This is a genomic window from Niallia sp. NCCP-28 (genome assembly GCF_023168165.1).
Taxonomy (GTDB): domain Bacteria; phylum Bacillota; class Bacilli; order Bacillales; family Cytobacillaceae; genus Niallia.
Genome location: NZ_BQYJ01000002.1, coordinates 568,878 through 588,962, shown reverse-complemented (window position 1 = coordinate 588,962; position 20,085 = coordinate 568,878). Strand labels below are relative to the sequence as shown.

19 protein-coding genes and 1 pseudogene are annotated in these 20,085 nt (G+C 35.7%); 8 read left to right on the top strand and 12 right to left on the bottom strand.

Annotated elements, in window-relative coordinates:
- Window positions 1-132: 132 nt before the first annotated feature.
- From NCCP28_RS07505 to NCCP28_RS07480, 6 genes are all read right to left on the bottom strand, one after another.
- Window positions 133-1,173: a DUF4030 domain-containing protein gene (locus tag NCCP28_RS07505; RefSeq protein WP_248560773.1), complete on the bottom strand. Its 1,041-nt coding sequence runs from the start codon at window positions 1,171-1,173 to the stop codon at window positions 133-135.
- Window positions 1,173-1,688 (bottom strand): sigma-70 family RNA polymerase sigma factor, encoded by a 516-nt coding sequence (locus tag NCCP28_RS07500; RefSeq protein ID WP_248560772.1) that lies wholly within the window; start codon window positions 1,686-1,688, stop codon window positions 1,173-1,175. Before NCCP28_RS07500 ends, NCCP28_RS07505 begins: the two co-directional genes overlap by 1 nt.
- A 265-nt stretch (window positions 1,689-1,953) precedes the next feature.
- Window positions 1,954-3,399 carry an MDR family MFS transporter gene (locus NCCP28_RS07495; RefSeq protein WP_248560771.1) on the bottom strand — a complete coding sequence of 482 codons (1,446 nt, stop codon included), beginning with the start codon at window positions 3,397-3,399 and terminating at the stop codon, window positions 1,954-1,956.
- Window positions 3,400-3,706: 307 nt separating this feature from the next.
- On the bottom strand, window positions 3,707-3,967 hold the full coding sequence (locus NCCP28_RS07490; protein ID WP_248560770.1) for an HPr family phosphocarrier protein: 261 nt from the start codon (window positions 3,965-3,967) through the stop codon (window positions 3,707-3,709).
- 275 nt (window positions 3,968-4,242) lie between these two features.
- A complete protein-coding gene (locus NCCP28_RS07485; protein WP_248561125.1) occupies window positions 4,243-4,824 on the bottom strand; it encodes a GGDEF domain-containing protein in 582 nt (193 codons plus the stop codon).
- Window positions 4,825-5,092: 268 nt separating this feature from the next.
- The gene (locus NCCP28_RS07480; RefSeq protein WP_248560769.1) at window positions 5,093-6,181 is read right to left on the bottom strand and encodes a LysM peptidoglycan-binding domain-containing protein; all 1,089 of its coding nucleotides are present in this window, start codon (window positions 6,179-6,181) and stop codon (window positions 5,093-5,095) included.
- Window positions 6,182-6,897: 716 nt separating this feature from the next.
- Here NCCP28_RS07480 and NCCP28_RS07475 point away from each other — a divergent pair.
- The 4 genes from NCCP28_RS07475 (at window position 6,898) to NCCP28_RS07460 (ending at window position 11,020) form a co-directional block, all read left to right on the top strand.
- Complete coding sequence (locus NCCP28_RS07475) at window positions 6,898-7,962, top strand: glycosyltransferase (protein WP_248560768.1); 1,065 nt, start codon at window positions 6,898-6,900, stop codon at window positions 7,960-7,962.
- Window positions 7,959-9,137 (top strand): hypothetical protein, encoded by a 1,179-nt coding sequence (locus tag NCCP28_RS07470; protein WP_248560767.1) that lies wholly within the window; start codon window positions 7,959-7,961, stop codon window positions 9,135-9,137. Before NCCP28_RS07475 ends, NCCP28_RS07470 begins: the two co-directional genes overlap by 4 nt.
- On the top strand, window positions 9,134-10,138 hold the full coding sequence (locus NCCP28_RS07465) for an NAD-dependent epimerase (RefSeq protein ID WP_282579531.1): 1,005 nt from the start codon (window positions 9,134-9,136) through the stop codon (window positions 10,136-10,138). The genes NCCP28_RS07470 and NCCP28_RS07465 overlap by 4 nt, the downstream gene beginning before the upstream one ends.
- A 306-nt stretch (window positions 10,139-10,444) precedes the next feature.
- The gene (locus NCCP28_RS07460) at window positions 10,445-11,020 is read left to right on the top strand and encodes a YjgB family protein (RefSeq protein WP_248560766.1); all 576 of its coding nucleotides are present in this window, start codon (window positions 10,445-10,447) and stop codon (window positions 11,018-11,020) included.
- A gap of 595 nt (window positions 11,021-11,615) precedes the next feature.
- Here the strand turns inward: NCCP28_RS07460 and NCCP28_RS07455 are convergent.
- On the bottom strand, window positions 11,616-12,176 hold the full coding sequence (locus NCCP28_RS07455; protein ID WP_248560765.1) for a cell wall hydrolase: 561 nt from the start codon (window positions 12,174-12,176) through the stop codon (window positions 11,616-11,618).
- Between the two features lie 240 nt (window positions 12,177-12,416).
- On the opposite strand from NCCP28_RS07455, the gene NCCP28_RS07450 reads away from it, so the two are divergent.
- The 3 genes from NCCP28_RS07450 to NCCP28_RS07440 are packed head-to-tail and all read left to right on the top strand — an operon-like array spanning window position 12,417 to window position 15,894.
- Window positions 12,417-14,162, top strand: coding sequence for an ABC transporter ATP-binding protein (locus NCCP28_RS07450; protein ID WP_282579530.1), 1,746 nt, complete (start codon window positions 12,417-12,419; stop codon window positions 14,160-14,162).
- 23 nt (window positions 14,163-14,185) lie between these two features.
- Window positions 14,186-14,863, top strand: a complete 678-nt coding sequence (locus NCCP28_RS07445) for a response regulator transcription factor (protein WP_248560764.1) — start codon at window positions 14,186-14,188, stop codon at window positions 14,861-14,863.
- On the top strand, window positions 14,860-15,894 hold the full coding sequence (locus NCCP28_RS07440) for a sensor histidine kinase (protein ID WP_248560763.1): 1,035 nt from the start codon (window positions 14,860-14,862) through the stop codon (window positions 15,892-15,894). Before NCCP28_RS07445 ends, NCCP28_RS07440 begins: the two co-directional genes overlap by 4 nt.
- A gap of 119 nt (window positions 15,895-16,013) precedes the next feature.
- Here the strand turns inward: NCCP28_RS07440 and NCCP28_RS07435 are convergent, their stop codons facing one another.
- Complete coding sequence (locus NCCP28_RS07435; protein WP_248560762.1) at window positions 16,014-16,949, bottom strand: LysR family transcriptional regulator; 936 nt, start codon at window positions 16,947-16,949, stop codon at window positions 16,014-16,016.
- A gap of 124 nt (window positions 16,950-17,073) precedes the next feature.
- Between NCCP28_RS07435 and trxA the strand changes: the two genes are divergently transcribed.
- Window positions 17,074-17,397, top strand: a complete 324-nt coding sequence (gene trxA / locus NCCP28_RS07430) for a thioredoxin (RefSeq protein ID WP_248560761.1) — start codon at window positions 17,074-17,076, stop codon at window positions 17,395-17,397.
- 73 nt (window positions 17,398-17,470) lie between these two features.
- On the opposite strand, the gene NCCP28_RS07425 is transcribed toward trxA, so the two are convergent.
- The 4 genes and pseudogenes from NCCP28_RS07425 to NCCP28_RS07410 form a co-directional block, all read right to left on the bottom strand.
- Window positions 17,471-18,115 (bottom strand): bifunctional 4-hydroxy-2-oxoglutarate aldolase/2-dehydro-3-deoxy-phosphogluconate aldolase, encoded by a 645-nt coding sequence (locus tag NCCP28_RS07425; RefSeq protein ID WP_248560760.1) that lies wholly within the window; start codon window positions 18,113-18,115, stop codon window positions 17,471-17,473.
- Window positions 18,116-18,217: 102 nt separating this feature from the next.
- Complete coding sequence (locus tag NCCP28_RS07420; RefSeq protein ID WP_248560759.1) at window positions 18,218-19,507, bottom strand: MFS transporter; 1,290 nt, start codon at window positions 19,505-19,507, stop codon at window positions 18,218-18,220.
- Window positions 19,504-19,840, bottom strand: a pseudogene (locus NCCP28_RS07415) (PfkB family carbohydrate kinase); the annotation flags it as partial. The pseudogene NCCP28_RS07415 and the gene NCCP28_RS07420, both read right to left, overlap by 4 nt.
- Entirely contained in the window at window positions 19,815-20,036 is a 222-nt protein-coding gene (locus NCCP28_RS07410; RefSeq protein ID WP_248560758.1) for a hypothetical protein, read from the bottom strand. The gene NCCP28_RS07410 and the pseudogene NCCP28_RS07415, both read right to left, overlap by 26 nt.
- Window positions 20,037-20,085: the final 49 nt, after the last annotated feature.

The window sequence follows — 20,085 nt, the reverse complement described above, 5'->3', positions numbered from 1 at the left end:
ACCTCAAGATGATGAGGGAAAACGAGAAATCTAGGTGGGGGACAACTGCCCGTAAAAGCCTGATTGGTTCAACTAACAATCAGTGGGGGATGAAGAAAACCCCCACTGATTGAAGTTTCACTTTATATATCATTAATTAATGCGTTTATATTTATTATTATAAATTTTTATCTCATACTTCTCATTTTTCACTTTTCTCTTCATATCGTCTGATTGAAGAAAATCATTGATTACTTTTTCAAGCTGTTCAGCAAAAGCTTTCGAACTCTTTCCTGTATCAGGCAATGTTGTATAAATAAGAAGCTGTGGTTCTGGATGAACGGAATATCCTAACTGTTCCACTTTGTACTCGCTTTTCCCTATTAAATCTTCTTCTATGCTGCTCAAAATATCGCTCCACCTCATTTCTTGCTCTTTTTTTACCAAATCGAATTTCTTTATCTTTATCGTCACATCCGCTATTCCTTGCTCTTTAAAAATAGTTTGAATAATTTTCTTTAATTCTTCTACTCGTGTTTCTGTTTTTGGTATTTCTAAGGAAAAAACATTAGGATTATGGCCTATACTCATTAAATTCACCTTAAAATTCCTAGCTCTAAATTCTTTTTCAAGGCTAGAATAGATTTCTCCTTCTTTATTTAAGTTTTCCATTTCCTGTTTTATTATCTTATACTCTTCTATCTTTGAATTTTTTTCATTAAATTTACTAATTTTTACTTTATAGGCATCATATCCCCTAGCAAATAAGATATCCTCTACTATTTTCTCTACTTCTTTTTTTACCGAATGATAATAAGCCTCAGATCCTTCTATGGATATATATATTTCTTTTTCAGGATAATAATTTACACCATTAGCGACAGCATTCAATTTTTTATTCCTTAGCGCTTCCGTTATCTCCTCCATAATATTAACTTTCGGCTTAACCAGTTCTCCTAAATAAGGAATTTTTTTCACTACTTTTGCCATTGCTGGTGAAACAAAAGCAGATCCAATAAATAGAGCAAATAAAATCATTGCTGCGCTGCTAAAAATAAGGAATTTTTTTGGCCAATTCCTGGTCTTGCTTTTTCCATTCTTCACTGCGATTTGAATAACAGTATTTAATTTTTCCTCAGGTATGTTTATTTTATCGATTTTATTTTTTACTTCTGTAGAATTAAAATTATCCATTATATACACTCCTCCCCTAATTCTGTTTTCAATTGCATAATGGCTCGATGTAATCTCGTCTTCACCGTACCTTCTGGACAATTTAATATTTCTGCAATTTGTTTAATCGATAAATCTTTATAATAACGATAAATAATGACCGTTTTATACATTTCATCTAATCGTGATATAGCATCGGCTAAATCTAATTTTTCTTCTAAATGAAGATGTGGTTGAAGCATTAATTGATCTGTTTCTTCTGAAGGAATAAGACAGTTCTTCTTTTTTAAATAATCAATTGCTGTATTAATTAATATTCTTGTGATCCATGTAGAAAAATAGGCAGCATCTTTTAGCTGCTTTATAGAAATAAATGCTTTACAAATTGTTTCTTGAACTACGTCAAGGGCATCTTCTTCCTTTTTGACATATAGATACGCAATGCGGTATAATTTGCGTTTTTCTATTTCTATTAACGCTTGAAAGGCTTTTTCATTTCCTTTTTTCGCTTTATTTACTCTTTTTTCTATTGTCATATTTTCACCTCTTTTTTCTAACCGTTAGACATTTGAAGAGAGAAAAAAGTTTCATGTAAAATAATTTTTTATCCGTATTATTGCAAATCCATACAAAAAAGGCATATTACCAAGTAATATACCTGCTCCTTTTAAGTTTGAATAAATACCGTAGAACATACACTTTATTCCCAACTTAACGTAAGAAGTGCCAAGCTTAGAGAAACAAATATCTTCTAATTAGGCTTGGCACTTCTTCACTATTGCTTTTCGTTTTTTTACTATTTTAACTGGAGGCTTCTGTCTCCGTTTTATCAAAATCAGGAGAAACTGCTTTTTTGATAAATAGCGCCACCACAAAAGCAATAATGCATAAAGTTAATGCGAACCAGTAGGCATGATGCACCCCATATGTCATCGCATCATTTACTGTGCTCTGCGTCATCTGGCCATTATGATCTTTTAAATATTGATTGCTTTTTCCTGTCAAAATACTGACAAAGATGGAAACCCCCAATGCTCCTGATATAGGCTGCAGCGTATTGGAAATAGCTGTTCCATGTGGATATAAATGCTTTGGCAGTTCATTTAAAGCATTTGTCTGCGAAGGCATCATAATCGCAGAAATGGTCAGCATTAGAACAATATATACAAGGATAAATGCCCACATAGGAATGGATGCATTTATATTGCTGTAGAATACCATGATGCAAACCAACACAAATGTTCCTGGAATAATAAGTTTTCTTGGACCAATTTTGTCAAAAAGCATTCCCATCGCTGGAGATAGAAGTCCGTTCAGCAAAGCCCCAGGCAGCAGAATTAATCCAGCCATTTTAGCAGAATAGCCAAGCGGTCCCTGAAGATACATCGGCATCACTATTTCAGATGCAAACATAGCCATCACCACAATAACAAACAAAATTACACCAAGTGTGTAATTTTTATATTGGAAAACCCGCATATCCAATAATGGATCTTCCAGCTTTAATTGGCGAAGGACAAAGAAAATGAGGCTTATTGCACCAATGATGATATAAACGAGCACTTCTGCCGATACTAATCCATTGCCGGCTTCCCCTGCACTGCTAAAACCATATACCAAACCGCCTATTCCAATAGTTGAAAGCAAAATAGACATTGTATCCACTTTTGGTTTTGTAATCTCTCCAACATTTTGCAAAAACTTCAATGCAAAAAGAATAGAAAATAGTGTAAAGGGGATAACCGCCAAAAATAGCCAGCGCCATCCTAACGTATCAACAATAACGCCTGATAAAGTCGGACCGATTGCAGGGGCAAACATAATAACCAAACCAAATGTCCCCATGATTTTCCCGCGGACTTCAGGGGGATACAGTAAAAGCATGGCATTCATAATGACAGGTATCAACAGCCCTGTTCCCACTGCTTGAATCATTCTTCCTGCAAGCAGCATCGGAAAATTCACTGCACATCCTGCTATAATAGTTCCCATTAAAAAAATGGTCATCACACCAATAAACATTTGCCTTGTTGTAAACGATTGAATCAGCAAGGCTGAGATAGGCATTAATATACCCATAACAAGCATAAAACCAGTTGCCAGCCATTGAACAGTAGGTGCATCCACGTTAAAAACATCCATTAATTCCGTAAGTGCAATATTAAGCAATGTTTCATTTAAGATAGCAAAAAATGCTCCAATCATAAACGTTATTAAAATTGCTTTCGAGTTTATCTTTGATTCCATTCTTGTCCTCCCATATACTATGTATTTCTTCCAAAATGCTGCTAAAAAATTCATTTTATCATCTTAGACAAAAAAATATACAAATATTAGCACTCGTTATTTTACCAAACAAATGTTCGCTTTACAATATTATTGTTAAATAATATATCCTTAATTTAAATAAACCATATTTTCGCTGATTGAATAACCGCTATATGTCTCTTTGCAATACTTGATTTTACCAGCATCCTTCTGCCGCCACGTACTATCAACCTTCAAAAAAGTAAAAACACCAGTTGCTTTTCAACTAGTGTTTTTTATAATATCCCTATTCTGCATGCTTTAGAATATCTATAATTGTCTCTAAATCTTGCTTTTCATGTTTGCCTTCTGCTTCAACAATGACTTCTTCATGCTTGCAAACTCCTAATTTCATCATGCCTATCATACTTTTAGCACTTACTTTTTCTTCTTTATACATAATATGGATAGTCGAGGTTAGTTGAGTTGCGGCTGTGACAACTTTTGTAATAGGTCTTGCATGAAGTCCATTTTCTGAATGAATTCTAACTTTTTCTTGTAAAGCCATATTAAACCTCCAATTTATCCCATTTCATTTCTAGCAGTTGCTGTATTTTTCACTATTTCTATTGCTTTATCCACTAAATCTGATACAAACTTTTATTCAGCAAAAAATTGTATGCATCTTGCTTCCACATGCTAAAAATGAGCTATGTTAATCGGCAAATAGAAATAGCCTAGAGATATCTTCCTCTAGACTGTGTATTTTAGATGCATGTATTATTTTAAACTGATTTGCTAGCAGCCGAAGATAAAAAATCCTCTACTAATTATAGCGTTGCTTCAGCCTAACAAATTAACTGCATTAAAATACTCTACACGATTCCGTCCCTTAGACTTTGATTCGTAAAGAGCACTATCTGCATCCTTCATCAACTGTTCCATATCTTCTTCCTTTGCCACATCTCCTATCGCAACTCCTATGCTGATTGTCACCCGATTGGAAAATGGCGAATATTCATGGGGTATTTCCATTTCAAACACTGCTTTGCGAACAGATTCTGCTAACTGCTCTACCAATTTGGCATCCAAATCAAATGCAGCTACAATAAATTCCTCCCCTCCAAAACGTGCCGTAATACTATCGAACAAATGAATGGAAACCTGTATTTTTTGCGCAACAGACTTAAGGGTTTTATCCCCTTCAAGATGTCCATAATAATCATTAAATAATTTAAAAGCATCGATATCAACCATCATGAGAGTGAGTTTGCGCTCTTCGTCCACATCAATTAAAGCTTCTCGAATATATTTCTGAAATCCTCTGCGGTTTGGAATTTGTGTTAACTCATCAATAATTGTCATTCTCTTCAGCTGTTTATTGACAGCAGCCAATTCCTTATTTATTTTTTCATTTTCTTCCATTTTCAAGGCAAGTCTTTCATTTGATTCAGTTAAAAGCAGTTTATTATAAAAATTAGAAGCATAGCTTGATTCGCTGCCACCTAAAAAGTCCTTTCATAGCCTCTTATGATTTATACATATTATGTACTTGCTGCACTGTTGCCAAAATATTTGGTTTTGCATACTTCTTTGCTTTTGTGAAACTTCAATCAGTGGGGGTTTTCCACGTCCCCCTCTGATTGCTAGTTGAACCAATCGGGGTTTACTCCCGTTAATGCCGGATAAAATTTTACGGATTAATTTCCCACCATTTTAAATAAAGGTAAGGATCCATTGCTTTCCCACTAGCATCATACATTCCAAAATGCAAATGGGTTGCAAACTTTCCGCTCATCCCTTCTTTACCATAGCCAGTATCGCCTACATAGCCAATCATCTGTCCTTTGGAAACATGCTGTCCTATCTTTAATCCAGGCGGATATGCCATCATATGTGCATAATAAAATGTTGTACCATCTTTTGCTTGAATGGTAATCCGATAACCTCCTAATGTATTCCAGCCATATCTCACAATCTTTCCTTCTATTACTGCAAAAATAGGCACCCATTTTCGAGCCATGATATCATTGCCTTCATGGCTTCTTGCTTGACCGTTTGTTGAAAAGTTTCTCCCATCCCCAAAAGTGCCAACCAAGGGATCATAGGTTTCTTGTGCCAATGGAAATATACCATCTGCGAATTTAGCGGGTGTTTTCATGGATGGCTGTGTTGGAATAGCCAATTGCTGACCTGGATAGACAATCTCTGTTGCTAGATTATTAAGGAATTTAATATCTCTCACTGTACTTTCCGTTTTATGGGCAATCTCCCAAATCGAATCTCCTTGTTTTACTATATAAATCGGATCCGTTGTATGCAGATGCTGACCTGGATAAATGACATCTGAACTTAATTTATTCCAGAATCTGAGATTGTTTACTGTCACCTTAAACTTTTTGGCAATACTAGATAAGTCTTCACCTTTTTTTACACGATAGTGTTTTTCCTTTTTCTCTTCTTTTGCTAATTTATATATATCCACTACATTAATCATATATGTTTTACTTTGTTTATCATTGCGGACAGGCTTAGTTAGGGAATATGCTTTCCCATTTTTGAGAGCCTTCTTCGAATTGGATTCTAATCGGATTCTATCATCTAATTCTCTCGTTAAATGAATATATTTTCCTTTACGTACAACTTTGTAGCCCATTGATTCAAATACTTTTCGAAGAGGCACCTCATGCGGCTGAGCTTTTGCTTGAGCTAGATTAGGATGCACCAAAAAAACTGTTGTACTCCAATATAAAAAAGCACAAAATAGTGTAAACTTTTTCAATAAATGACAACCTCCTTTAACAGTAGTATGCTTTCAAGAAAGTTTTTGTATGCTTTTTGCTTATTGAAAATAAATGATTTTATCTACAATTCTAAAAAATGCTATAAACCACACTCTTATTCTCTTCTAAAGTAATATAGTCTACATTAATTGGTTCCAGTTCATCCGCTCTTAACAACTGATTAATCTGCTCGCGATGATACTGACCATAAAAAGCAATATATCTCCTGTAGTTATAGTATTGGGAAATGTATTCCCTTGCTGTTTTTATAGAAAACATGACGTTCAAAAAGAAACGCCTGACAATTTCGCTTATTGTGCTTCACCATTTCAGAGCAAGCTCTAAAGCAGCCTCTTCCCAAATAGCTAATTGGCAACTATCTAATTCCTTTAACCTGGTAAATCAATATGTTCTTATAATAGAATATGTGAGAATAGATGCATCGCTTTTGGATTCTCATCCTCTATATTGTATATAGTTTTAAGTATATTTTAATTTGTCCCATTTAGATGAGGGAACATGCATTGAATTTTTTGCATGTAAAGCCTCCATTTCAAAAAATAAACCGCTATTTTAAAATTTTCCTCTCCTTTCATAATCCAGTTAGAAATTTTATATAAAATTGAAACATTTGTACAAACCTCTCTACAACGTTTTACATATTTTAATAAAAAGAGTGATTTATAAATGAATTTATTTGAAGGGAGAAATTTTTTTGCAGACAATTATGCATTTAAACTTAAGGGTGGATCCTACACAATATATAGCTCAAATCCGAAATGTGCCTAATTATGATTATATTCACCTGATACGCCAGCCAAAGTATATGATAAACCTTCCACTTCTTAACGAAAAGGTCCGTTATTTGAATGAAATTTTTTCAAAAAAGGAATTTGTTCAAAAAAATAACATTTCTATTTTACATGCACATCATGCTCAATTAGGCATGCTGCTGCTTCCTTTTAAAGATGAGACAGGCCTCCCCTTAGCAACAAGCATTAGGGGAAGAGATGCTACAATGGCCAATCAGCCTGTTGGCTATTTAAAAAGCATGAAGTTACTATTTGAACAAGGAGAACGTTTTTTTCCTGTTTGCAATTATTTAGCCGATAAAATAGTAGCAATGGGATGTCCGCCTGAGAAAATTAGAGTTTTATATGGCGGCGTTGATCTTGAAAAGTTTCCTTACCGCACCCCTCCGCAAAGAAACACACAAAATATTCTATCCATCGGCAGGTTAGTTGAAAAAAAAGGACACCATATCCTCATGCAAGCTTTTCAAAAAGTGCAAGCTAAATTTCCAAATGCCACTTTAACGATTATTGGCAGCGGAGAATTGGAAGAATATATCCGTTCATTAGCTGATGAATTAAATTTATCCGATTCATTCCGCCTGTTAAGCCATATGACAAAAGAACAAGTGCAGGAACAGATGGCACAATCAGATCTATTTTGCGCTGCCAGCCTAGAGGCTTCCAACGGTGATGTGGAGGGAATTCCTAATACTTTAAAAGAAGCCATGGCAACTGGCATACCTGTTGTCTCTACCAATCATGCAGGAATTCCTGAATTGATTACCCATGACAAGGAAGGCATATTAGTGCAAGAAAATAATGTAGATGATCTTGCTGATGCACTGGAATATATGCTGACAAATAGAAATCGCTGGGAAAGCTATGCTTTGGCTGCAAGAGCAAAAGTAGAAACAGCATTTGATCAAAAACAGCAGCTTTTGCAGCAGGCAAAATTTTATGATGAACTATTAGGAGGCCTGTCATGAGTGACTTTCAATCTATTACCGTCTCTAAAGGAGAAAAATTTTTAGAAATTCATAATCCTACCGAGTATCCTTTAATTGGAATGGGTTCACAAGGAGCCGTTTTTAAGCTTTCAGAAAATAAATGTGTAAAAATCTATACCAATTCTCTTCAAGCAAAAATGGAAAAGGAAGCCCTTCTAGCAGGACAGCATTTGCCTTTTTTTCCTCGATTTTATGAATCAGGATCAAATTATGTAATTATGGAATACTTTAATGCCCCAACATTAAAAGAATATTTAAGAAATTGCACCTATATCCCTGAATCCATTACAAAAAAGCTTCTTCAGGTTTTGAGCGAATTGAAAAAGGCAAAATTCACTATGATTGATGCCCCGCTCCGCCATATATTTGTGTTAGAAAATGAAGAGCTCAAAGTCATTGACCATGTTAATTCCTTTAAACGAATACACCCCGTTCCACTAAAGCTATTAAGAGATTTAAACATCATTCTCCTCAAAGATTCCTTCTTAGCCCAAGTGATGCAGCTTGAACCTCAAACCTATAAAGAATGGATGGAATTTTTTGACCATAACAAGATGGATTATAAAAACATACCTGTATCATCAGGGGGATCAGGCAAAGGGGTAAAAGTGGACAGTGCCATTAGTCAAACATTGATTGGAAAGGGGCATCAAGGTGCCGTCTATAGAATTTCTGAAGATAAATGTGTAAAAATTTATGGAAAATCGGAGCATGCCAAACAAGAAAAACAAGTTCTTTTATCCAGCCAACATCTATCCTTTATACCAAAAGTATTTGAAACCGGTTCTAATTATATTGTCATGGAATATCTATTTGGACCTGATTTAAATACATTTTTGAAAAAACAATCCCACCTTACAGAAGAACTCGCAAAGAAATTGCTTGATATTCTCACAACGATGAAATCTTCTGGCTTTAAACAAATAGATGCCCCATTAAGACATATTATTGTAACGGCCAATGGATTTAAATTGATAGATCATGTGTATTCGTTTACCCGGTCTCAGCCAAAACCGCTTGAATTATTCCACAACTTGCAGGAAAGAAACTTTTTAGACTCCTTCTTAGAACATGTACAAGCGATGGACCCTAAAACCTATGATGAATGGATGCCAATTCCCTTAGACGAAAATGGATTTGTATTAAAAAGATGAATATATTAGTGACAGGTGCAGCGGGCTTTATTGGTTTCCATCTTTCCCTGCGACTATTAACACTTGGCCATTCTGTAATAGGGGTCGATAACCTAAATGATTACTACGATATTCGGATAAAAGAAGACCGGCTAAAACTATTAAAGCACCATCATCATTTTGAATTCTATAAACAGGATATTACAAATAAAGAAGACATCAATCGAATTTTCGCTGAGAACAAAATCAATATTGTTATACACTTGGCTGCCCAAGCTGGAGTACGTTACAGTATCCAAAATCCCCATGTATATGGTCATACAAACCTGATTGGATTCATCAATATATTAGAAGCCTGTCGACATCATGGCATAGAGCACTTAATATATGCATCATCTAGTTCTGTTTATGGAGCTAATGCACATCTCCCCTTTTCTTCCTTGGACTCTGTCGACCACCCAATCAGCTTGTATGCTGCCACGAAAAAGGCAAACGAACTAATGGCTCATACGTATAGTCACTTATTCCATCTTCCAACTACAGGGCTTCGTTTCTTTACAGTATACGGACCATGGGGGCGACCCGATATGGCATACTATACTTTTACAGAAAAAATTATAAATGAGAAGCCAATCAAGGTATTTAATTATGGAAACATGCGGCGAGATTTTACCTATATTGATGATATAACAGAAGCAATTATTCGCTTGCTTAAACATCCGCCTAAATCCAACAGCAATTGGGACAAAGCAAATCCAGATCCAAGCTCCAGCTATGCTCCCTATAAAATTTATAATATCGGCAACAACAAACCAGTAGAATTGCTGACATTTATTCAAATTCTGGAACATTTAATCGGCAAAAAAGCAAAAATTGACTTTTATCCAATGCAGCAAGGAGATGTTTTAGAAACCTATGCAGACATTTCCAATTTGCAAAAAGATGTAGGATTTAATCCATCAACAACAATTGACAAAGGTCTTGCGCAATTTGTTGACTGGTACAAAAAATATCATATTTAATTATAAAGTGAAGCTTCTATCCGCCTAAATTTAGCCTTTCCTCTTACCCTCTCTTAAGTGGGATCCAAAATCCCGTTAATGCGTAATAAATTAATTGATAATAACAAAAAAATGTCAGGCATTTTCAGTGGGTATGCTTGACATTTTATTTAAAAAATTAATTTCTGATAAAGCTTAGCTAAAGAGATATAATGGATTACACTATCTTTTGCACTTCAAATTATCGCCTCGTTATATAATTTTTCCTCCTTACATCCCATGTTTACTTCCCCTCATAAAGGGAATTCAACTAATAGGAGGGATAATATGTTAAACAAAACAACAAAAATCACGACAGTCGCTTTGCTGACAGGTGCCTTGGGGTTAAGTGCAGCATCTTCTCCTATTCCATCTGCACAAGCGGAAGAACAACCTGCTGTTCAATCTTCCATCACAAATAAAAGTGCAGCAAAAAAATTAAATGACCTTTACGACCGTGCATTTCTTGGGAAATCTATTTCTTATGCCAGTGACTTCAAAGTAAATCAAACAACCCGCAGTGAGATCCATCAAAGATTAGGGCAGCCCGTTCCAATCGATGAAAACAGCGAATTTGATATCTACACGGCTACAATGGGCAGTCCCGGATTCGGCTTTTCCTATAATAAAAATGGAACTATTAAACAAATCAGGTATTTTGGCAGAAACGTAGAAAGACAGCAAGATATAGGCGGAGTAACACCTGCTGTTTTAAGCGAACAGCTTGGCAGCGCTGATCATATTCGTTTCATCAGCACTACTGGCGAAGTGAATTATATTTATAACACTGGTAAATATGAGATTCAGTTTGTCGTCGGCAATGACAATACAGTTGATCATGTGAATTTAGTGGAGAGAGAATAAATGCTATAAATAAAGAGACAAAGCTTTTGTCCCAAATCAAAAAAATTAAACACTAAATTATTTAGACAGCTATTTAGGCATGAGTCTGGTGATAAACCGGACTCATGCCTTTTAATTTCGCCTTAATTCATTTTTGAAATGCTCCATATGCTCAAATTTCTTTAGATAGAACATCGATAATATAACAACTTTTGATATTTATGTATTTTTCTTAATTAATAACAGCTTCAAATATAGAAACAACAAGGGTTTGCTTAATTTTTTCACAAGACGAAAAAATATACAACTAGAGGTTCGCTGCAAAATGGAGAAATACTATTAAAGCAATAATCTCCTTAAGCCCTTGATACATATAAAATTTTTCACGCAATAAATTAGAAGCTTTTATCAGAACGTAGCGGGATTTAAATTTATGTCATCATATTTAAATTATAGCTAGAGAACTAGCCTTATTTAAATATGCATATGAATTAATCTCTACATTGAACTACGCAAAAAGAAACAAATGGAATAAATATTTGAAGAATATATTAAAGGTCTTACAAATATTCCTAACCCACTAAAAAAGCACACAGCCCCAAGCTGTATGCCTCTTTTAAATAGCAAATGCATGATTGCCGATCGTTTTGATCACTTCTCGTGTCTCAATCCAATCACTTGTTGAAGTTTCTGGATTATAAAAGTACAGCAGTTCATCATCCTTTTTTTGATCAGACAAAGCTACTTGAACTGCTTTATATGCTTCTTTATCATAAGCTTCATTGATAGATCCATTTTGAACAGGAGAAAATGCATTTTTTTCGTAAATAACTCCCTTTACAGTATCAGGAAATTCTTTATGTTCCACACGGTTCAATACAACTTTGGCAACTGCTACTTTTCCGGCAAAAGGTTCTCCCTTTGCCTCTGCATGAACAAGATGGGCAAGCAATTTTTTATCTTTCTTCGAAAGAGCTGCAGAATCATCTTTCTTTTCAGCCGCAGCTTTTGCCGATTTCTCTTTTTTGTCAGCTGCTTTTTTCTTGCTGCGCTCTTTTCCCTCTGATAGATGCACCGTTTTAACATCAGCTTTAGCAGTTTTTTGCGATTTAGAATAAATAGTATATGAACTAATAGATAGTATAATTAATATGGCAATGATAGATATTTTTTTCATTATAAAACCTCCTGTTTGTTTTTTTAGAATCATAACAGGCGCGTTTTATAAGACTAACATGTTTAAATAGGGAACACATTAGTGGATTATTGGCAGTTTTTCCAGTAGGCAAAATTCCTTATTTTTCTGCTCCTAAAATAATTTTTAAAATTAATATCTAAAACCTTCATTAGTTCATATTCAATTCACAACTTTTTTATATACTCCTTTTGTAAAAGAATTTTGAGAGGAAGTATTATAATGACAAAAATAAAAAAACAAACTGGCTGGCGCCCATTTTTTCAATTGGTAAAGCAGACTAAGCCTTCTAAAGTCATGATTGGAATTGCTTTATTATTAAGTTTAGCAACTACTGGTGTGGCTTTATTAGTCCCTCTATTCACTAAAAATCTTATTAATGATTTTTCCCTTAGTTCCCTTAGTCCTAGTCGCATTGCCATGCTTGTGCTGGCAATAATTGTTCAAGCATTAGCCAGCGGATTTTCCATTTATTTATTGAATCGCATTGGACAGTCGGTGGTTGCAGGAATTCGCGAGCAGCTTTGGAAGAAATTGCTTGTCCTTCCTGTCAGCTATTTTGATGAACATCCATCTGGAGAGACAGTAAGCCGTATGACAAATGATACATCTGTTGTGAAAGGATTAATTTCGGAACATTTTGCTAATTTTATTACTGGTATTATTTCCATTATCGGCTCCATTATTGTATTAATTGTGTTGGATTGGAAAATGACATTGCTGATGTTTATCGTCATTCCTCTTTCAGCATTCATCCTAGTTCCTTTAGGCAAAAAAATGCATCACATCTCAAAAGGCATGCAAGATGAAACAGCTTCTTTCACCTCTATTCTGCAGCAGGTTTTGTCAGAAATTCGTCTTGTGAAAGCTTCTAATGCAGAAAAATCAGAATATGAAAATGGAAAAAAAGGCATTATGAACCTTTTTACATTTGGATTAAAAGAAGCAAAAATCCAAGCTTTAATTGGGCCATTGATGAGCCTTGTGATGATGGTATTGCTTGTTTTGATTTTAGGATACGGAGGAATGCGCGTTTCTACGGGAGCAATAACAGCTGGGGCATTAGTTGCATTTATTATGTATCTTTTCCAAATTATTATGCCAATGGCTCAATTAGCGCAATTTTTCACCCAATTTCAAAAAGCAACAGGGGCAACCGAACGCATTCGTGCCATTTTAGATGCAGACATAGAAAAAGACGGCAAGCAGTTGGTCGAAAATATGAATGAAACCATCTATATCGACAATGTCCATTATAGCTATAATAATGGTGAAGAAGTGCTCAAAGATATTAATTTCACAATAGAAGCAGGCAAAACGACAGCAATTGTCGGACCTAGCGGCAGCGGTAAAACTACTCTTTTCTCCTTATTTGAACAATTTTATGCACCACAAAAAGGCACCATTTCCATAGGAAGTGATTCCATTCATGATTTCTCCTTGCTTTCTTGGCGAAGTCAAATTGGCTATGTTTCTCAAGAAAGTCCTATTGTAGCAGGCACCATTCGTGATAATATCTGCTATGGGCTAGATCGTGCGGTTTCCGAAAAAGAATTGCAGGAAGTTGCAAAAATGGCTTATGCTGATCAATTTATTTCGGAACTGCCAAACGGATTTGATACAGAAGTTGGGGAAAGAGGCATGAAATTGTCTGGGGGCCAAAGACAAAGAATAGCAATTGCCCGGGCATTTTTAAGAAATCCGAAAATATTGATGCTCGATGAAGCAACTTCCAGTCTTGACAGCAAATCAGAAAAAGTAGTCCAGCTTGCATTAAGCAATTTAATGAAAGGCAGAACAACTATTGTGATTGCCCATCGTTTATCAACAGTTATTGATTCAGATCAAATCATTTTTCTGGAAAAAGGAAAAATTACTGGAAAAGGCACACATGAAGAGCTCTTTCATGCACACTCCTTATATCGTGAATTTGCAGAGCAACAATTGCACATGATTAAATTAGCTTAATTTGCTGAAAGGAAAGAATAGAAATGACAAAAATATTAATAGTGGATGACGATGCCCATATTCGGGAACTCATCCGGCTTTTTCTGAAAAAAGAAGGATTTGATCTTTATGAAGCAGCAGACGGGCTTCAAGCATTAACTATAACTGAAAAAGTGAAAGCAGATTTAGCAATTATCGATATCATGATGCCAAATATGGATGGCTGGGAATTATGCCAAAGTTTAAGAAATTTTAGCGATATTCCGATTTTAATGCTGACAGCAAAAGGTGAAACATCCCAAAAAGTAAAAGGCTTCAAACTTGGAGCGGACGACTATCTTGTGAAACCATTTGAGCCAATTGAGCTGGTTATGCGAGTAAAAGCATTATTAAAACGCTATAATATTACCGTTTCGCAAACATTATCCATTGGAGACCTAAAAATGAACCGCAGCACATATGAAATTTCTTACAAAGACCAGGAGTATACCCTGCCTTTAAAAGAATTTGAACTGCTGTTTAAACTAGGCAGCTATCCGGGAAAAACTTTCTCCCGGGAAGAATTGATTGAAAATATTTGGGGGTATGATTATGAAGGCGATGAACGGACTGTGGATGTTCACATCAAAAGAGTAAGAGAGCGATTTCCAGAAACAGCATTTCCTTTTCGAATTAAAACAATCTGGGGGCTTGGCTATCGTTTGGAGCTGAAATCTTCATGACTAAGAAAAAATGGTTCAAACATATAACCGGCATCCTGTTCTTTTTATCTTTTATAACATTCAGCTTTTCAGTCGGATACTTTCTTATTCAACTGCTGCCTCTAGATATTCCGAACTATATTCAATATCTGGCAACGGTTTTATCAAGCATTTGCATCATGTTTCTTATTGGATATTTAATACATTTTTTTCATCGTTCTAAACGCCGGCATTTTATTGAAGAAATCATTGCTGCCTTAAGAAAAATTGCAAATGGCGACTTTAATGTACAGTTAGATTTTGATATGGATGAGCGAAATGAAATAAGTGAACTTATTGGCCATTTTAATCATATGACAAAACAATTAAAGCAAATGGAAGAAATGCGGCAAGAATTTATCTCTAATGTATCACATGAAATACAGTCGCCCCTTACATCAATTGTCGGCTTTGCCCAGGCCCTTCAATTTAATCAGCTGACATCAGAAGAAAGGAATCATTATCTTACTATTATTGAAACAGAAAGCCGAAGATTATCGAAGTTAAGCGATAATCTTCTCAAACTAACATCTCTTGAATCGGATCACCATCCATTTGAGAAAAAAAGCTATCGGTTGGATCAGCAAATCCGCAATATTATTTTAGCTTGTGAACCAAATTGGACAGAAAAAGAATTGGAAATGGATGTATTATTAGACAAATTATCCATCACTGCAGATGAAGAATTAATGAGCCAAGTATGGACAAATCTCATCCATAACAGCATTAAATTCACACCAAACGGCGGACAACTTTCGATACGTTTGCAGCAAATGGAAAATCAGGCAGTCATCACGATAACAGATACAGGAATCGGCATTTCCGAACAAGATCAGCTTCATGTATTCGAACGATTTTTTAAAGCGGACTTGGCAAGAGACCGGACAAAAAGCGGCAGCGGTTTAGGCTTGTCTATCGTAAAAAAAATTGTAGATATGCATGAAGGAAACATATCGGTTGAAAGTAAATTGGGAGCGGGAGCAACATTTAGGGTTGAGCTTCCTATTTTATAAAGTGAAACTTCATCCCCCACCTAGATTTTTCGTTTTTTCTTACACTCCCTTGGGGGTCAAAGGCCCGTTAAATAGTGATAAATTGAACTAAGGGAAAAAGCAGCGGATCTGCTTTTCCCTTACAATGGCGGCAGATTTCCTTTTGCTTTTTGAACTAAAACCGAATGATAGCTGTTAAATAGTTTTATGGATAAATTTTTTGTGTATTCTTGCGCCTCGTGAATAAATGCAGCTGTTGCAGTACTGATATAATCGGGCAAACGCACCTCGAGTCCTAAATTTTGATATACTTGCGGATGCAAATAGGAAGCATTGACTTTTGTCCAAGTTGCAGGAATAGCCATTTCTGGAACAATAGTATTTCCCACTCCCTCTTGCACCATCGCCATAATAGTCGCCATATCACGAACTTCAAATGGAATCGGAGGAGATATGTTTTGTTCCCTAAAAATAGTTTGAAGTACATCCTGATATTCTTTTGGCATAATAAATGATTCATGTGCAATGTCCTTTAGTTCAATAGTTGACTGATTGCTTAATCGATGGCTTTCTGGTACAAAAACGACCATTTTATCTTGAAGAAGCGGAATAAATTCAAATTCATTTTTCCCCCCAGCAACCACCCCTACATCAACCACAGATCCCTTCAGCCAATTCCTAACTTCTTCATAGCTGCCCTCATACAAAATAACCTCTGCACCTGGAAATCTTTTTTTAAAGGAGCCGATCAATCCTGGCAGCAATTTAGCAGACATGCTTGGAATGCTTCCAATTCTTATTGTTTCGTTTTCCATTTCCGTAATGCCAGTTGCTTCATTAATAATTTTTGCTTTTATCATCAGCAAATCTCTAATATGACCTGTGATACGTTCTCCTCTATTTGTTAAGCTCACACCGTTTCTATTTCGAGTTAATAATTTACAATTCAATTCCGACTCCAATGCAGCTACTGCCTGACTGACTGCAGATTGGGAAAGACCAATTTGCTCTCCAGCTTTTGTAAAACTTCCCGTTTCTACTACCTTTAAGAACACTTCTAATTGAAAAAGAGTCATTCAGCACCTCCCTTACATTAACATTTACTTATGCATTATATTAAAAGTATTAATTTTACTTATATTATAGTTCATCATATACTACAAACAACAGCAAATAATACACAAAAAAGGAGTGAGAAGTTTGTTAATTAATGCGGATGGCCAAGAAATTTATACAGAAATTGAAACAAGCAAATTCGTGCTAGTAGACTGCTGGGCACCTTGGTGTCCTCCATGCAGGATGTTGACACCTATATTAGATGAAATTCATCAAGAACTTGGATTAAAAATAGTAAAAGTGAATGCAGATGATAATGAGGATTTTACAAGTTCATTTGGAGTATTAGGATTGCCGACATTATTGCTTTTTCAAGATAATCAGCTTGTAGAGAAAATAACTGGTTTTCAGCCAAAAGAAGCGCTCAAAGAAATATTAGAAAAGCATGGAGCGCTTAAATGTAGATAAATAATCTTTGTGATATTTTAAATCAAAAACACTTATTTCCGCTAGTGAAAATAAGTGTTTTCTATCAGAAATGCTAATTCACTGTCAATTGCTTTCTTCTCATCGCACCAACAAATTGTTTTGCAGTATTTGTGACTCTTTCTAAATCTTCTGAAGTATACGGACTTGGAATCTTTGTCAGATTGCTGCCAACACCAACTGCAATCGCTCCTGCCTCTAAATAGTCGCAGATATTATCGATGTTAATTCCTCCTGTTGGCAATAATGGGATATGCGGGAGCGGGCCTTTTACCCCTTTAATAAAATCTACTCCTAAGACGCCCGCAGGAAAAACTTTTACTGCATCAGCCCCTAATTTATAGGCTGCATTAATTTCTGTCGGTGTCATTGCCCCAAGTATACATGTTTTTCCATGCTGCTTTGCCGTTCTTATAACATCTTCTTGAACAGTTGGTGTAAAAATAAATTCTGCCCCTGCTTCAATCGCTAGTTTGGCAGCTTCAGCAGTTAAAACAGTTCCTGCACCAACAATCACTTCTCCATTTTTATAGTAATCTACCAACTTTTTAATGGCTTTCACAGCATGTGGATTTTCCATTGTAATTTCTAAAATGGTTACTTCTCCTTTTTTTAAAGCTTCTGCTAAATCAATGGCGCTGTCTTCTGTAATATCGCGAATAACTGCAGCAATCCCTCTAGCTTTAATATCTTGCAACAAAATGGATACCCTCCTAGTAATTCAGAATTGATTTATCGCTTTTAAACTAGTAAAATTTATTTAGTCGTTGTTTTCATATTAGGTCTAATTGTTTGCTGACAATTAGGCCTTTTTTAATTCCCCATGTTGTACTGGCTCTTTTTTCAAAAATATTTTCCCTTCTTTAACGGCTAAAATAGTAAGAATGGCTCCTGCTATTAATGCAGCCCCTAATAATAGATACGAAGAGGTGAAACTTCCTGTAAGTGATGCAATTAAACCAGTTAAATAAGATCCTGCAAATGAACCTAGTGCCCCCATGCTATTAATTAAAGCCATTGCACCGCCGGCGACATTTCTTGGCAAGATTTCCGGAATAATTGCAAAAAACGGGCCGTATGGAGCATACATTGCTGCACCAGCAACCACTAGCATGCTATAAGAAATCCAGAATGAACTCTCAAAGATAAAGGAACCTAAAAAGGCAATCGCTCCTACTAATAGAAACGGCCACACAAATGCAGATCGATTTTGCTTTTTATCAGAGAAGTAGGATACAAGAAGCATAGCTAACGCCGCAAATATATATGGAACAGCAGCCAGCCAGCCTGTTGCAACCATGCCCATATCAGAAGCACCGCCAATAATCTTTGGAAGCCACATAACGAAACCGTATAAGCCTAAGCTCCATAAGAAATACTGTGCACAAAGCATAATAACTATTTTTGATTTAAAAGCAGTTTTATAATCTTTTACTTCTTTTATGCCTTTTTGTTCTTCATCTAACGCTGCTTGAAGATCAACTTTTTCTTCATTCGATAGCCATTTTGCTTGACTTGGATGATCACAAATTAAAAACCACCAAAGAATTGCCCAAATAACTGCCGGCATTCCCTCCGATATAAACATCATTCTCCAGCCGAAGTTTTCTACTAAGTATCCGGAAACAATTGACATCCACATAACTGTTATAGGATTGCCAAGAATTAAAAACGTATTTGCTTTAGAACGTTCTGCTTTGGTAAACCAATGACTTATAAAGACAAGCATCGCCGGCATAACTGCTGCTTCCACTATCCCTAAAGAGAAACGAATAATCATTAATGTAGGAATATTGGACACCATTCCAGTTGCAGCAGCAAGCATTCCCCAAATAATCAGCGCCCAAAAAACCAATTTTTTTGCACTGCGTTTTTCGGCAAAATTAGTACTTGGCACTTGGAAGAAAAAATATCCTAAAAAGAATAAAGATCCTAATAAAGACGAGGTTGCAGCCGTAATTTTCAAATCATGTTCTAATCCTGAGGCTGCCCCAAAGCTATAGTTGGCTCGATCCAAATATGCTAAACTATACGTTATAAAAATTAATGGAATTAAACGCCACCATCTAGATTTCGCAAGTCCTTTATTCATAACACACTAGCTCCTTCCAAGTGATTTTTTAAATAATTATTTAAATGTTTTCTAGTCGGATAGCCATCATGGTCTCCAGGCGATTGAACTGCTAAAGCGCCAATTGCATTGCCGCGGATGATGGCTTCTCGAATCGGCAGACCTTCAATCAGGCCACTGATTGCACCTGTCGCAAAAACCGTCTCCAGCGCCAACTGTATCCACCACATGTTCTACAGCAAATCCGCTTACATAATCTTCTTCATCACGTGATTTATAATAAGCGCCATCTGGACCTAACTTCACAATCACTCGCTCCACATTTTCACTATGGGTTAAATAAAAATCTGCTATTATAGACTGCTTTTAATGTTGTACATTTCATTACTTGAGAAATTTGCATAAGATCCTTTTGATTTCTAAGCAGCTCTCTTCTGAATTCAATTCCTTCAGCACCCGACTCTTGTACGGATTCAATAAAAGATTGCTGCCCTTTTTGCTTAAGCAGTTCTTGATTAAACGAATTTAAAGCAATATAAATCTCTCGCAAACTTGTCACTCCTTTCATGAAAAATCTGCAATTGCCTTTTCTCATATGG